At 58.6% G+C, this 14,167-nt stretch carries 13 protein-coding genes; 10 read left to right on the top strand and 3 right to left on the bottom strand.

Features of this window, described 5'->3' with window-relative positions:
* The 7 genes from yvcK to secG all read left to right on the top strand — a co-directional run.
* The coding region (gene yvcK / locus HMPREF3011_RS05135) for a gluconeogenesis factor YvcK family protein (RefSeq protein WP_070841523.1) at positions 1 to 730 on the top strand (730 nt) is incomplete at its 5' end.
* Between the two features lie 191 nt (positions 731 to 921).
* Positions 922 to 1,920: a DNA-binding protein WhiA gene (gene whiA, locus HMPREF3011_RS05130; protein WP_038629636.1), complete on the top strand. Its 999-nt coding sequence runs from the start codon at positions 922 to 924 to the stop codon at positions 1,918 to 1,920.
* Between the two features lie 183 nt (positions 1,921 to 2,103).
* Positions 2,104 to 3,108 carry a type I glyceraldehyde-3-phosphate dehydrogenase gene (gap, locus tag HMPREF3011_RS05125; RefSeq protein ID WP_049181090.1) on the top strand — a complete coding sequence of 335 codons (1,005 nt, stop codon included), beginning with the start codon at positions 2,104 to 2,106 and terminating at the stop codon, positions 3,106 to 3,108.
* A 110-nt stretch (positions 3,109 to 3,218) separates the two neighbouring features.
* The gene (gene pgk, locus HMPREF3011_RS05120) at positions 3,219 to 4,430 is read left to right on the top strand and encodes a phosphoglycerate kinase (RefSeq protein ID WP_038628964.1); all 1,212 of its coding nucleotides are present in this window, start codon (positions 3,219 to 3,221) and stop codon (positions 4,428 to 4,430) included.
* A 69-nt stretch (positions 4,431 to 4,499) separates the two neighbouring features.
* Entirely contained in the window at positions 4,500 to 5,288 is a 789-nt protein-coding gene (tpiA, locus tag HMPREF3011_RS05115) for a triose-phosphate isomerase (RefSeq protein WP_038628968.1), read from the top strand.
* 202 nt (positions 5,289 to 5,490) lie between these two features.
* Entirely contained in the window at positions 5,491 to 8,319 is a 2,829-nt protein-coding gene (gene ppc, locus HMPREF3011_RS05110) for a phosphoenolpyruvate carboxylase (protein WP_038628972.1), read from the top strand.
* Positions 8,320 to 8,410: 91 nt separating this feature from the next.
* Positions 8,411 to 8,647, top strand: a complete 237-nt coding sequence (gene secG / locus HMPREF3011_RS05105) for a preprotein translocase subunit SecG (RefSeq protein ID WP_038628976.1) — start codon at positions 8,411 to 8,413, stop codon at positions 8,645 to 8,647.
* A gap of 117 nt (positions 8,648 to 8,764) precedes the next feature.
* Here secG and pgl read toward each other — a convergent pair whose 3' ends face one another.
* Genes pgl through zwf form a run of 3 tightly spaced genes read right to left on the bottom strand, consistent with a single transcriptional unit; the run spans position 8,765 to position 12,101 of the window.
* The gene (gene pgl, locus HMPREF3011_RS05100; protein ID WP_070841266.1) at positions 8,765 to 9,532 is read right to left on the bottom strand and encodes a 6-phosphogluconolactonase; all 768 of its coding nucleotides are present in this window, start codon (positions 9,530 to 9,532) and stop codon (positions 8,765 to 8,767) included.
* Entirely contained in the window at positions 9,529 to 10,545 is a 1,017-nt protein-coding gene (locus HMPREF3011_RS05095) for a glucose-6-phosphate dehydrogenase assembly protein OpcA (protein ID WP_038628980.1), read from the bottom strand. The genes pgl and HMPREF3011_RS05095 overlap by 4 nt, the downstream gene beginning before the upstream one ends.
* Positions 10,546 to 10,595: 50 nt before the next feature.
* The gene (zwf, locus tag HMPREF3011_RS05090; protein WP_038629644.1) at positions 10,596 to 12,101 is read right to left on the bottom strand and encodes a glucose-6-phosphate dehydrogenase; all 1,506 of its coding nucleotides are present in this window, start codon (positions 12,099 to 12,101) and stop codon (positions 10,596 to 10,598) included.
* Positions 12,102 to 12,334: 233 nt separating this feature from the next.
* Between zwf and HMPREF3011_RS05085 the strand changes: the two genes are divergently transcribed.
* The 3 genes from HMPREF3011_RS05085 (at position 12,335) to HMPREF3011_RS05075 (ending at position 14,129) form a co-directional block, all read left to right on the top strand.
* Positions 12,335 to 12,697, top strand: coding sequence for a GntR family transcriptional regulator (locus HMPREF3011_RS05085; RefSeq protein WP_038628982.1), 363 nt, complete (start codon positions 12,335 to 12,337; stop codon positions 12,695 to 12,697).
* Positions 12,698 to 12,762: 65 nt separating this feature from the next.
* Positions 12,763 to 13,413, top strand: coding sequence for an AAA family ATPase (locus tag HMPREF3011_RS05080; protein ID WP_246821429.1), 651 nt, complete (start codon positions 12,763 to 12,765; stop codon positions 13,411 to 13,413).
* Positions 13,410 to 14,129 (top strand): hypothetical protein, encoded by a 720-nt coding sequence (locus HMPREF3011_RS05075; RefSeq protein ID WP_038625365.1) that lies wholly within the window; start codon positions 13,410 to 13,412, stop codon positions 14,127 to 14,129. The genes HMPREF3011_RS05080 and HMPREF3011_RS05075 overlap by 4 nt, the downstream gene beginning before the upstream one ends.
* The last annotated feature ends 38 nt before the right edge of the window (positions 14,130 to 14,167 follow it).

Genomic DNA, 14,167 nt, shown 5'->3' with positions numbered 1-14,167 from the left:
AAAGACACTGCAGCACCGCTTTGGCGGAACTGGCGCACTCGCAGGGCATGCGATTGGGAATCTGATCATTGCTGGCCTCACCAGTGTGATGGGAAATGAAGTCGACGCGCTTGACGAAATTGGCCGGTTGTTGCAAATCCAAGGTCGCGTCGTGCCCATGTCGCCAATCCCGTTAGAGATTGAGGCCGAAGTCGTTGGCCTGGAGCAGGATGCTCGCGTCGTGCGCCAAGTCCGTGGCCAGGTCGCAGTGGCCACCACGCCTGGCCAGGTGCGTCGAATCCGGCTGATTCCTGAGGCGCCGCCGGCATCCGAGGAGGCCATTGAAGCTATCCTCAATGCTGATTTGGTGACGCTGGGTCCGGGTTCGTGGTTCACTTCGGTTCTGCCACATCTTCAGGTGCCCGGGTTGCGGGACGCTCTGCAAGAAACCAATGCCACAACCGTCGTGGTGCTTAATCTGGTCGCCGAGCCGGGGGAGACCGCCGGTTTTTCTTCCGAACGGCACATCCATATGCTCACGCAGCATGCACCTAACTTGAAGCTCAATTACGTGCTTGTCGACGACAACACGCCGCTCGCGGATACCGAACGGGAATACCTGCAGCGAGCGGCGGACAGCCTAGATGCGAAAGTGGTCTTCGCCGATGTGCAAGAAGTGGACGACTACGGAGCTCTGACGGGTCGGCATTCGCCGGAGAAGCTAGCTACTGCACTTCGTCAGTTCCTCTAAAGCGTCCGGCCAATCGAGGGTATTTCTGCATTCTCCTGCGGGGATGCAGCAGGCGATCAGCTAATTGCCACTCGATTGGTTCAGGATACTATCCTTGAGGTTTATTGCTAGAGCTCAAATGGGGTTAATTAAACTTAAATTAGCCAGGCCCAAACCCAGCTCGTACACATGAAATGAGGATCGACAGCATCGTGGCATTGACGGCGAAGGTCAAAGACGAACTAGCCCGCGTGTCAGTTTCGCAGGAAAGCGCTCAGGCAGCGGAGATTGCGACCCTGTTCCGCTTCGCGGGAGGACTCCACCTGGTGGCAGGTTCGATTGTGCTGGAGGCTGAGTTGGATTCCGGCGCTGTCGCACGCCGCCTGCGCTCCATGCTGGCCGAACTCTACGATGTCAAAGCCAGCCTCAATGTCTTGTCTCCCGGTGGGTTGCGAAAGACCTCGAAGTACATCGTGCGGGTAACCGATGGCGCGGAACTTGTCGTTAGGCAAACTGGCCTGATTGACTCTGCAGGACATCCCGTACGTGGGCTACCACGCAAGCTGATCATGGGGCAGAAGATTGATCAGGAAGCTGCATGGCGGGGTGCATTTTTGGCACATGGTTCACTGACTGAGCCTGGGCGTTCCTCAGCTTTGGAAGTCACTGCTCCTTCAGCTGAAGCGGCACTCGCATTGGTGGGATGTGCTCGTAGGCTCGGAATTACGGCTAAGAGCAAGGAAAATAAGTCCCGCAGTGGCGATCGAGTTATCATCCGGGAGGGCGATGCGATTGGTGCGCTCCTCACGCGAATGGGAGCCCAGACTACTCGCCTGCAATGGGAAGAACAGCGAATGCGTCGTGAAGTGCGAGCTACGGCCACCCGCTTGGCAAACTTCGACGATGCCAACCTGCGGCGCTCAGCTCGTGCGGCCGTTATTGCGGCAGCACGAGTAGAACGCGCTCTAGAGATTCTCGGCGACGATGTACCAGATCACTTGGTGTCTGCAGGACAGCTGCGCATCGAGCACAAGCAGGCATCATTAGAAGAACTTGGACAGCTAGCCAATCCGCCAATGACCAAAGACGCAGTCGCAGGACGCATCCGGCGTTTGCTCTCCATGGCGGACAAAAGAGCAAACGAACTCGGAATTCCCCCCACAACTGCAGTCGTTACAGACGAACTTTTTGACAAAGAAGTTGACGAGTAAAGCACCTGTTATGCCTAGTCAGGTGCGGAAATTTGGATGAATCTCCGTTTATTTGGGATTTTTGCGCCAAAGCATCGCTGCGCGAATGAAAAACCCAACGTACACTTCTGTAGTGAACCTGTTGGAGCGCAATCAGCGCCCTGACAAGTGGCATCGATTCGCCAATCCATTAAGGAGATTATTGTGACGGTTCGTGTAGGTATTAACGGTTTTGGTCGCATTGGCCGCAACTTCTTTCGCTCCCTGCTCGCTGCGGGCGCTGACCTGGAAGTCGTTGCTGTAAACGACCTCACTGATAACAAGACCCTGGCTCACCTGCTCAAGTACGACTCCATCATGGGCAAGCTTGACGCAGAGGTCACCTACGACGATGAGTCCCTCACCGTCAACGGCAAGCGCATCGCCGCATACGCTGAGCGCGACCCGAAGGACCTGCCGTGGGGCGAGCACAAGGTCGACATCGTCATTGAGTCCACCGGTTTCTTCACCGATGCCAACGCTGCCAAGGCTCACATCGAGGCTGGCGCCAAGAAGGTCATCATCTCCGCTCCGGCTAAGAACGAAGACGCAACCTTCGTTGTCGGCGTCAACCACACTGACTACGACCCGGAGAAGCACAACATCATTTCGAACGCTTCTTGCACCACCAACTGCCTGGCTCCGATGGCTAAGGTTCTGGACGACAAGTTCGGCATCGAGCGCGGTCTCATGACCACCATCCACGCATACACCGGTGACCAGCGCCTGCACGACGCTCCGCACAAGGACCTGCGTCGCGCTCGCGCTGCTGCTCTGAACATTGTTCCGACCTCCACCGGCGCTGCAAAGGCAGTTGCTCTGGTTCTGCCGCAGCTCAAGGGCCTGCTGGACGGCTACGCACTGCGTGTTCCGACCCCGACCGGCTCTGTCACCGACCTGACCTTCACTGCTAAGAACGAGGTCACCGTCGAGTCCGTCAACGCTGCCATCAAGGAAGCTGCTGAGGGCGAGCTCAAGGGTGTTCTGGGCTACAACGAGGATCCAATCGTTTCCAAGGACATCGAGGGCGACCCGCGTTCCTCGATCTTCGACGCACCGCTGACCAAGGTCATCGGCGATCAGGTCAAGGTTGTCTCCTGGTACGACAACGAGTGGGGCTACTCCAACCGCCTCGTCGACCTGGCTGTCTACGTCGGTGAGCGCCTCTAATAACACACCTGGTTAATCCCAGACCCCGAACGGGCCGGGGTGGTTGTGCCTGAGTAGGGCACGCCACCCACGGCCCGTTTTTTACACACTTTCACAAGGATTTCATTGAGATGACTGTTAAGACTGTCAAAGACCTGATCAACGAAGGTATTGAAGGCCGTTACGTCCTCGTCCGCTCCGACTTTAACGTTCCGCTGAAGGACGGCGTAATCACCGATCCGGGTCGAATCGATGCTTCGCTGCCCACTCTGTCCGCTCTTGTCGACGCCGGTGCCAAGGTCGTTGTTATGGCTCACCTGGGTCGCCCGAAGGGCGAGGTTAAGTCCGAGTTCTCCCTGGCCCCGGTCGCTGAGGCTCTCTCTGAGCGTCTGGAGCAGTACGTCGCGCTCGCCGGTGATGTCTCCGGTGAGGACGCGCACGAGCGCGCTAATGGTTTGACCGAGGGCGATGTACTTCTGTTGGAGAACGTCCGCTTCGATCCGCGCGAGACCTCCAAGGACGAGGCAGAGCGCGCCGAGTTCGCAGCCGAGCTGGCTGCACTTGTTCCGGACGGTGCATTTGTCTCTGACGGTTTCGGTGTTGTTCACCGCGCCCAGGCTTCCGTCTTCGATGTCGCGAAGAAGCTGCCGCACTACGCCGGCAACCTGGTTCAGGCTGAGCTTGAGGTTCTGCGCAAGGTTGCAGAGACCCCGGAAAAGCCGTACACCGTCGTGCTCGGCGGCTCCAAGGTTTCCGACAAACTGGGTGTTATTGAGGCTCTCGCGCCGAAGGTTGACTCCCTGGTCATCGGCGGCGGCATGTGCTTCACCTTCCTGGCTGCCAAGGGCTACGCCGTTGGCGCATCCCTGCTGCAGGAAGAGATGATTGACACCTGTAAGGATTTGCTGGACCGCTACGGCGACAAGATTGTTCTGCCAACCGACGTAGTCGTGGCCGACAAGTTCGCAGCAGACACTGAAAACAAGGTTGTAGACGCCACCGAGATTCCGGAAGGCTGGATGGGCCTGGACATCGGACCGGCTTCCGCTGAGGCATTCGGCAAGGTGCTGGCTGAGTCCAAGACTGTGTTCTGGAACGGCCCGATGGGCGTGTTCGAGATGGAGGCTTTCGCAGCTGGCACCCGCGAGGTTGCACAGGCCATCATCGATGCCACCACTAACAACGGTTGCTTCTCCGTCGTCGGTGGCGGCGACTCCGCAGCGGCAGTACGTACCCTGGGATTGAACGAGGAAGGTTTCAGCCACATCTCCACCGGTGGTGGCGCTTCGCTGGAGTTCCTCGAGGGTAAGACTCTGCCGGGCGTCTCCGTCCTGGAAGACTAAGATTTTCCCACCACTTGGTTTTCATCGCTTAAAAATCCACTAATTGATAGGGAAGTGAATTCCACCACTATGGCACGTACACCATTTATTGCTGGTAACTGGAAGATGAACCTGAACCATCTCGAGGCTATCGGTGTGGTGCAGAAACTCGCGTTCGCTCTGCCGAAGGAGTACTACGACAAGGTTGACGTCGCCGTCATCCCACCGTTTACCGACCTTCGTTCGGTCCAGACTTTGGTTGAGGGCGATAAGCTCGGCGTTACCTACGGTGCTCAGGATGTCTCAGTCCACGAGTCCGGCGCTTACACTGGCGAGATTTCCTCCTCGATGCTGGCAAAGCTCGGCTGTACCTGGGTCGTCGTCGGTCACTCCGAGCGTCGCGATATGCACGCAGAAGACGATGAGCTGGTCGCAAAGAAGGCTAAGGCAGCACTGCGCGAGGGTATGAACCCAATCGTCTGTGTCGGCGAGCCACTGGAGGTCCGTGAAGCCGAAGAGCACGTTGAGTACGTTGTCTCTCAGGTCAAGGGCTCCCTGGCTAACCTGACCAACGCTGAGCTGGCCAAGACCGTCATCGCTTACGAGCCGGTCTGGGCTATCGGCACCGGTAAGGTCGCATCGGCTGCAGACGCGCAGGAAGTCTGTGCAGCTATCCGTGAGACCATCGCTGAAATTGCGGATGAGACTATCGCCAAGGAAATGCGTATTCTCTACGGTGGCTCCGTCAAGGCCGAGAACGTCGCTGAGATCGTCGGCAAGCCCGACGTCGACGGTGGCCTCGTCGGTGGTGCTTCGCTCGACGGTGAGGCATTCGCCAAGCTCTGTGCACTTGCTGCAGATGCTGCTCAGAACGCCTAACTACATATAAAATCAGATCAACTGATAAGATAGGCGCCATGCGCGACCCCGGATTGGTTTTATTGATTCTCATAAAACCGATTCGGGGTTATTGCCTTTAGGCGGACTCAACCCAGACACACCGAATGGCAATAATTCAGCGCAATACATTTCCCGAGGCTTTCCACTTTGAATGCCCGGCAATTTTAAAAGGACGTGCTCAATGAACGAACAAGTACATCGTGACGCTGACCGAAACACTGCAAGCAATGAGCAATCCTCATCGACCGCTACCGCGAAGCAGCAGGACTTGCTCTGGGAGGATATTCGCCACCTGGGTCGAATTCTCGGACAGGTAATCCGCGAGCAAGAGGGTGACGAGGTCTTTAACCTGGTCGAAAATGCTCGCCGCGCAGCCTTCGAACTCCATCGTGGCGATGGCGATATCGAGAAACTCGCCGGCCTCTTCCGTGACATAGACCCGGCCGAGGCAAGCCCGGTCATCCGTGCTTTCACGCACTTCGCACTTTTGGCTAACCTCGCTGAGGATCTGCACGAAGAACTAGGCATCGAGGCCTCTCTCGATGCTGGCGATCCGCCGCAGGACTCCACGCTGGAGGCAACATGGCAGAAGCTTCGCGACGCCAAGGTTTCTGGCAGCGCTATTGCGGACATGATGGACCACATTGAGGTCGTCCCTGTTCTGACCGCACATCCAACGGAAACTCGTCGTCGTACAGTGTTCGATGTGCAGAAGCACATCACGGCCGCAATGCGGCGCCGCCACGAGATCCAGGCAGCCCCGCTGAATGCACGCACCGCGGACCGACTCGCTGAGATTGATGCCGATATCCGCCGCCGTATTCTGACGCTGTGGCAGACGGCTCTGATTCGCATGAACCGCCCGGATATTCGCGATGAGGTCGAGGTTGGTCTTCGCTACTACCAGCTTTCTCTGCTGGAAGCTGTGCCACAGATTAACCGGGACGTCGTCAAGCACTTGCGTCAGCTCGGCGGCGACAAGCTGCAGGCTAATCCAACGATTCGTATGGGCTCGTGGATTGGCGGTGATCACGATGGCAACCCATACGTGACGGAGGAGACGCTGCGCTACGCCTCCGATCGAGCAGCGGGCACCATCCTGCGTCACTATTTCTCGCAGCTGCACCTGCTGGAGCGCGAACTCAGTCTCAGCGACCGCCTGACTAAGGTCACCGTCGATCTGGTCGCCTTGGCCAGCCGGGGCCACAATGACGTACTAAACCGTGAAGATGAGCCGTACCGTCGTGCGGTTCACGGTATCCGCGGTCGCGTGGCGGCAACAGCGGTGAACTTCTTCGATGAGTCCATCATCGAGGGCGACTGGTCGGAGTTCACTCCGTATGACAGCGCCGAGGACTTGCTTGAAGAGCTCTCGATTATCGACGACTCACTGCGTTCCAGCCACGATGATCTCATCGCCGATCACCGTCTGCGCGATCTGATGGATGCAGTTGAGGTATTTGGTTTCCACCTGTACTCGATTGATATCCGTCAGAATTCGGACTCTCACGAGGAAATTCTCACCGAGCTATTTTCCGCTGCTGGTGTGGTGGACAATTACGCGGGATTGAAGGAAGCTGACAAGGTCGAGCTGCTGACCAAGGAACTGCAGTCCTCCCGTCCGCTGGTTTCGACTTCCGCAGATCTTTCTGAAGCCACGGCCCGCGAGCTGGGCATTATGCGTGCGGCATCTCGTGCGGTGCGCAAGTACGGTCGCGACGCGGTACCGCACTGCATCATTTCGATGTGTACATCGGTTTCCGACCTGCTGGAGCCGATGATTCTGCTTAAGGAGGTCGGTCTGATTCGTCCGAATGGATCCCAGCCGACCGGTTCTGTAGACGTCATCCCGCTGTTTGAAACCATCGAAGACCTGCAGGCTGGCGCCGACGTGCTGCGTGCTGCGTGGGACATTCCGGTCTACCGCGCATACGTCTCTGCGCGCGGAGATCTGCAGGAAGTCATGCTCGGCTACTCCGACTCGAACAAGGACGGCGGATACTTCGCTGCAAACTGGGCGCTTTACGACGCGGAGGTCGCCATCGTGGCAGCCGCGAAGGACAACGACATTCGCCTGCGTCTCTTCCACGGCCGCGGAGGTACTGTCGGCCGTGGTGGCGGACCGTCCTACGAGGCAATCTTGGCGCAGCCTTCCGGCGCAGTCCAGGGTTCGGTGCGTGTCACCGAGCAGGGCGAGATTATCTCTGCGAAGTACGGTCACCCTGCGGCGGCGCGCAGGAACCTCGCCGCGCTGGTTTCGGCAACTATCGAGTCGACTCTGCTCGATGTCGATGACCTGAAGAACCCAGCTCGCGCCCATGAGATCATGTCGGAGATTTCCGACCTGTCTCGTGAGGCCTACTCGAAGCTCATGCACGAGGACCCGGGCTTTATCGACTTCTTCACGTCGTCGACTCCGGTCGATGAGATTGGTAGCCTCAACATCGGTTCGCGTCCGACCTCACGCAAGCAGACTCAGACCATCTCTGATTTGCGCGCAATTCCATGGGTACTGTCCTGGTCGCAGCAGCGTTCTATGGTGCCGGGCTGGTTCGGTGTCGGCTCTGCACTGCAGGAGTGGATTGGTGAGGACGAGGACGGTTCCCGCCTAGCCGAACTCCGTCAGCTCAACGAGGACTGGCCGTTCTTCAACTCGGTGCTGTCGAACATGGCGCAGGTGATGTCCAAGGCTGACCTGAACCTGGCGCGCGCCTACGCTAGCCTGTGCGAAAATAAGGCCGACGGTGAGCGCATCTACAGCATCATCAAGGCTGAGTTCGACCTGACGCTGAAGATGTTCCTGAAGGTAACCGGGTACAAGGACCTTCTTGAAGACAATCCGCTGCTCAGGCGCTCGGTGGACATGCGCTTCCCATACCTCATGCCGCTGAACATCATCCAGCTGGAGATGCTGCGTCGCTACCGTGCTGGCGATAACCGCGACAAGGTGCGTCGGGGCATTCAGCTGACCATGAACGGTCTGGCAACTGCACTGCGCAACTCCGGTTAGAAAAGGCGGCTGGGGAATACCTAGCCAGCGGAGCAATTGCGCTAGTATAGTTGGAGTTCTTAAAGAAGCGACGTTTCAAAAGGAAGTGCGCGTGTACCTCGCCATTCAGATTGTCCTGGTCATCACATCCATCCTGATGACGCTGTTCATCCTGCTCCACAAGGGTAAGGGTGGCGGACTGTCCAGCCTCTTTGGTGGCGGTATGCAGTCGAATCTGTCCGGTTCGACTGTGGTGGAGAAGAACCTTGACCGCGTCACTATTGTGACCATGATTATCTGGTTGCTCTGCATTGTCCTGTTGCTGCTGTTCAATACCTTCGGCTGGTAGGTTCCGCACGCAGCACGCCCCACCGAAGGCCTTTAAGTAATAAAAATTCCCGTCGATAGCATTTCGCTTATCGACGGGAATTTGTTGTTTCTTGGCTGTTAACGGTGAAGCGGAAGCCTAAAGCTGTGCAGCCGCAGCATCGTCAACAAAGACAATGGTTTCCTGGACACCGCGAACTCCGGCCGCTGGCCACTGCGCTGGGTCGTCCTGCTGAGCGATAGCTGCAATTGCCTCGGCCTTTTCACCACCGGCTACCAGTAGCCACACACGCTGCGAACTGGCAATGGCCGGGATAGTCAGCGTGATGCGGGTCGGTGGTGGCTTCGGGCAGTTATGCACGTCCACGACCAAGCGTTCCTGCTCAGCGAGCGCTGCGGTATGCGGGAAGATCGAGTTGATGTGTCCCTCTCCGCCCATACCAAGAAGGTGCAGGTCAAAGCCGTTTGGAGCCTTCTGGCGAACGATAGCTTCGTAGCTTTCGGCGGCCTCCGTGGTGGTCACGCCGCTGTCGGCAGCAGCAAACTCGAAGATGTTGTCCTCCGGCACGCCGACAGGGGACAAGAGACGCTCACGAGCAGCCAGCGCATTGCGGTCTACCGAGTCGGCAGCGACAAAGCGTTCATCTCCGAAAAACACCAGGACTCGGTTCCAGTCGATGTCTCCAGAATCGTCGGCAAGCGCACTGAGCAAAGCGGTACCCGCGCCGCCACCAGTGAGAACGACGCGTACAAAACCGTCATCGGTGACCGGAGAGACGTTGCCATTCTGGACGGCGACAACCGCATCGATGAAGCTTTGACGTGCAGCCTCGACGATGCCGGCCTGGTCGGCGGCGCGGTGGAACTGAGGGGCGGGGACGGTATTCAAGACGTTATCGGTTGTCACTTGTCAGAGACTCCTGGTTCGTTCGCGAAGCTGGTGATCGTGGACGTTGGGGTCTGCATGCCTACGGTGTGAATCTGGCTGAGACCACGCAGGGCACGTCCGTAGGCAGTATCGTGGTCGAGGTGACGCAGCTCCTCTGCCAAGCACTCGGAGCGTGTAGGACGCGACAATGCGACCTTGAACGGGGGCTTTTCTCCGTTGGTGACCGATGCAGTGGTAGCGCTTTCAATATCGATGCGCAGGGTCTGGCCATTTTCACGCTCAAACGCGACCGAGGTCACCGGTGGCTTGGCGCGGCCCTTTTCGTCCACCGGAATCTTCTTCTCCCCGGTGGAGTAGCGGTTGACCGGCAGCCCCAGGCGATCTGCCAACCAGCCGGCGGCGACCTCCACCGATGGCGACTCCTGTGGACCGTAGATAGACACGGAGGTCACTGGCGAGTGCGGCGGCAAGTCGAAAGCCGAGGCCAACACACCGCGCCAGTTCGTCAGTCGCGACCAGCTCAGGTCGGAATCGCCAGGCGTGTAGCCCGTACGGCGCGTGTAGATAGCGTTACTATTCGGGTCACACAACGAATCGGTGATACGGCGCTGGGCAATCCTGCCGATTGGTGTCGCCGCTGGGACTTGAGGCGCCTCAGACGGCCACCACGCCACGACCGGCGTATCGGGCAGCAACAGGGGAGTCACCACAGAGCTGTGGTGCTGACCAATCTCACCGGACATGTGCATAACCACGATCTCAGCAGCACCGGCATCTCCACCGACGCGGAGTTCCGCGTCGAGGCGATTATCCAGGCGTGGATCATCGGAGACCAATACCAGCACACGGGATGGGTGCTCGCGGGAAACGGAGTTGACCGTGGAAATAATGTTTTCCAGGTCGTCTTCGCTTTTGGCCAAAACGATCAGGGTAAGGACACGGCCCGTGGTAACGATGCCGCCCTGCTCTCGAAGCTGCACCAACTGACGAGCAATGCTCGCGGTGTCAGTGTCTGGCAAATTGACAATCATGAAAGTGTTCTTTCTGTCAGAAAATTCTTAAGAACTGAGAGGTCGGCAACCTATGGCCGTCGCCAAGCGCGACCGTCGCGCTCAAGCATGTGGTCAGCGGAGGACGGCCCCCACGAACCTGCGGGGTAGCCCTCGGGACGGCCGCGTTTGGCCCAGTACTCGATGATGGGGTCAAGAATCTTCCAGGACAGCTCGACTTCCTCATTAGTGGGGAAGAGGCTGGCCTCGTCGAGAAGCGCATCCAGAATCAGGCGCTCGTAGGCCTCTGGCGACTGCTCGGTAAACACCTCGGAGTAGGAGAAGTCCATGTTGACATCGCGCACCTCCATGGCCGAGCCCGGAACCTTCGAGCCGAAGCGCATGAGCACGCCCTCGTCAGGCTGGACTCGAATCACCATGGCGTTCTGACCGAGAGCGGCAGTCATTGTCTCCGCAAAAGGCAAGTGCGGTGCGGACTTAAAGACCAGCGCAATTTCAGTGACGCGACGGCCGAGGCGCTTGCCGGTGCGCAGGTAGAAGGGGACACCGGCCCAACGACGAGAATTGATCTGGAGCGTACAAGCGGCGTAGGTCTCGGTCGTGGACTCGGGGTCGAATCCTTCCTCATCGCGCAGCCCTGGCACAAAGTTGCTGCCCTGCCAATCCGCGGTGTACTGGCCACGTGCGGTGTATTTCGAAAACGGACGCACTGGCTCGACGGCACGCAGAACCTTAATTTTTTCCGCCTGCAGCTCTTCCGGGGTAAAGGCGATGGGCTCTTCCATTGCCACCAGTGCCAGCAGCTGGAGTAGGTGGTTCTGAATTACGTCACGAGCTGCACCGATACCGTCATAGTAACCGGCGCGACCACCCAAACCGATGTCCTCGGCCATGGTGATCTGAACGTGGTCAATGTAGTGAGAATTCCACATCGGATCGAACAACTGGTTGGCAAAACGCATGGCCAGAATGTTCTGGACGGTTTCTTTGCCCAGGTAGTGGTCAATGCGGAACACAGCGTCTTCTGGGAACACCGAGTTCACAATCCGGTTGAGTTCCTGGGCCGAAGCCAGGTCGTGGCCGAATGGCTTCTCAATAATCACGCGACGCCAATAATCCTCGCCCGACTGCGCGAGCCCCGAACGATCGAGCTGATGACAGACATCGGGGAAGTTAGCTGGCGGAATGGACAGGTAGTAGGCCCAGTTGCCAGCGGTGCCGCGGGAGCGATCGAGCTCCTCAAGTTGCGCGGCCAGGCGATCGAAGGCCTCGTCATCGGTGAAGGTACCGGTAACAAAGTGAATGCCCTCAGCCAGGCGCTGCCAGACACTCTCACGGAAGTCTGTGCGGGCGCCCTGTTCCACTGCGGTACGCACATAATCCTCAAAGTCCTGCTTCGACCATTCGCGACGACCGTAGCCAACTAACGCGAAGGAGGCAGGTAGCAGACCGCGGTTGGCCAGGTCATAAATGGCAGGCAGGAGCTTTTTTCGGGCCAGATCGCCCGTCACTCCGAAAATTACCATGCCACCCGGCCCCGCAATACGCGGCAAGCGCTTATCCTGCGGGTCGCGCAGCGGGTTGACGTATCCGTCGTGGTTGGTGCTGCCATCTCCGTTGTGCGGAGAACTGGCAGTAGGGGAGTTCGGATCGTTGCGTTGCAGAGAATCACTCACGGTTTACATAATGTCATATCGAGAAAAGTCCGGTGGAATCGTTTCCGATTCCTTCGATGGGGCCTTGACGGGCCCCTTTCTTCTGCTTTAGGTTTATGGCATAGGTGGTATACCCGTACACCATGGAGGTGGATATGCAGGCGAAGGAGGCGGATTCTCGGCCCATCTACGTCCAGATCGCCGAGAATCTGAAATCAATGATTCTGTCCGGGGAGCTCGCGGCTGAGAGTCGCGCCCCTTCAACCAAGGAACTCTCGGAGTTCTATCAGGTCAACCCAACCACGGCTGCCAAGGCCATGACGGAACTGTCGATGGTGGGGCTCGTGGAGAAGAAAAGAGGACTCGGCATGTTCGTCACCCCAGGCGCTCGTGAGCGCATTCGAGCTGAGCGTCGTGAAGCGTTCCAGCGCACCTACATCGAGCCGTTAAAAGCGGAGGCCGACATCCTCGGCCTTACGCTCCACGACATCATCGCCATGCTGGAGGAGGAGAAATGAGCATCTACGGCGTGATTGGCCCCAACGGCGCCGGCAAGACCTACTACCTGCATACCCTCGCGTAAATGCCTACGGCTGCCGTGGCGAAGGCAGCACCCGACACCCAGATCTTCGGCGTCACCCCGCGCGAATATTTCCGCATCCTGCGCACCGGCTGGGATCAACTCGATGTGTCCCACGCGGAGTCCCTCCTAGATTTCCCCGGCGACACCCCCATCAAAAAGCTCAGCCTGGGCCAGCGCCAGCTGCTCATCGCTGCGGCCGCCCTCGCATCGGGCAAGGATGCATTGCTTTTCGACGAACCCTTCAACGGCCTCGATGTCGAGCACCGCACCATGTTGCGCGGCATGCTTATCGACGCCGCCGAATCGGCCGACATTGTGGTCACGTCGCAGCACTCCCAGGATCTCGCAGACCTGGTGGACACCTTGATCGTCATGCACAAGCAGGATGCGTACGGACCCTATGACGTCGATAAGCTGCGCGCTACCCATCCGGTGCTACGCGGCTCTGCGGACCTAGTGACGCAGGTGGCCGGCTCGGTGCTCGCTAAGAAAACTCTCGGCGAGCGCTGCGAGGCGATTTTGGCTGCAGCGCTCAGCCCATCGACCGCCGCGCATGCCCGCGCCCTCGGTGTTGAGGTTAGCTACCTCGACCCCGCGGCCCTCATCGACCTCGCTAGCACCTCCGCCTACATCGAAAGGAGCAAGAAATGAGCACCGGGGCTTTCATCGCAACCAACAAGAAAACCTTCCTCGGCGTCGCCGCCGTGGCCATCCTCTACTCGGCTTTCGGGCGCATGCTCGTGGGCAGCGGCACCGGCAACACCCTGCTGGGCATCATCGCGCTGGGCATCCTCTTCCTCATCACCGCCCAGCGCTCGGTCACCCTGCGCGACTACGGCGTGCGCACCGCCCGCTGGGTGCGCTCCGCAATCATTGCAATCTTGGGAACATCGCTGGTGGCTACCGCCTTCATCGTCGTGGCGATGGTCACCGAACAGAATAAGTCCGGTTACTACCGGGGATTCGATAGCTTCATTGTCACCTCTGGACCGGCCCTGTTCCCGGACACCAACGGGGAGCTGTACATGATTCAGGATTCTGGGCAGAACTACACGACAATCCTGCTTACCGCTCTGTGCGTCTTCTTGAGCTTCCTGATGTCTTCCGTGGCGGGCACCGCAATCGGCACCGTCGCCGGCGCGAAGGGCTCTCGTGCGGGATCGATCACCATTGGCCTGGCACTGGTCGCGCTCTTCCTGTTCAGCTACCTGCTGGACGTGACCGACTCTATCCCGGGCGCTCCCTGGCCGGCTGTGCCAATCTTTGCCTCAATCATCACCGTAATCTCCGCGGTCGTGATGGCCTGGGCCTTAAAGGAAGAGAAACGCCCACAGCCCGACGTGCGCCCCGCCTTCGCCGCATCCTAGCACCCACAAAAAAGCTCCCCTCCGCAGGGAGCTTTTTG

Source organism: Corynebacterium sp. HMSC074C04 (assembly GCF_001838295.1).
GTDB classification, from domain to species: domain Bacteria; phylum Actinomycetota; class Actinomycetes; order Mycobacteriales; family Mycobacteriaceae; genus Corynebacterium; species Corynebacterium amycolatum.
This window is presented reverse-complemented; position numbering and strand designations above follow the sequence as displayed.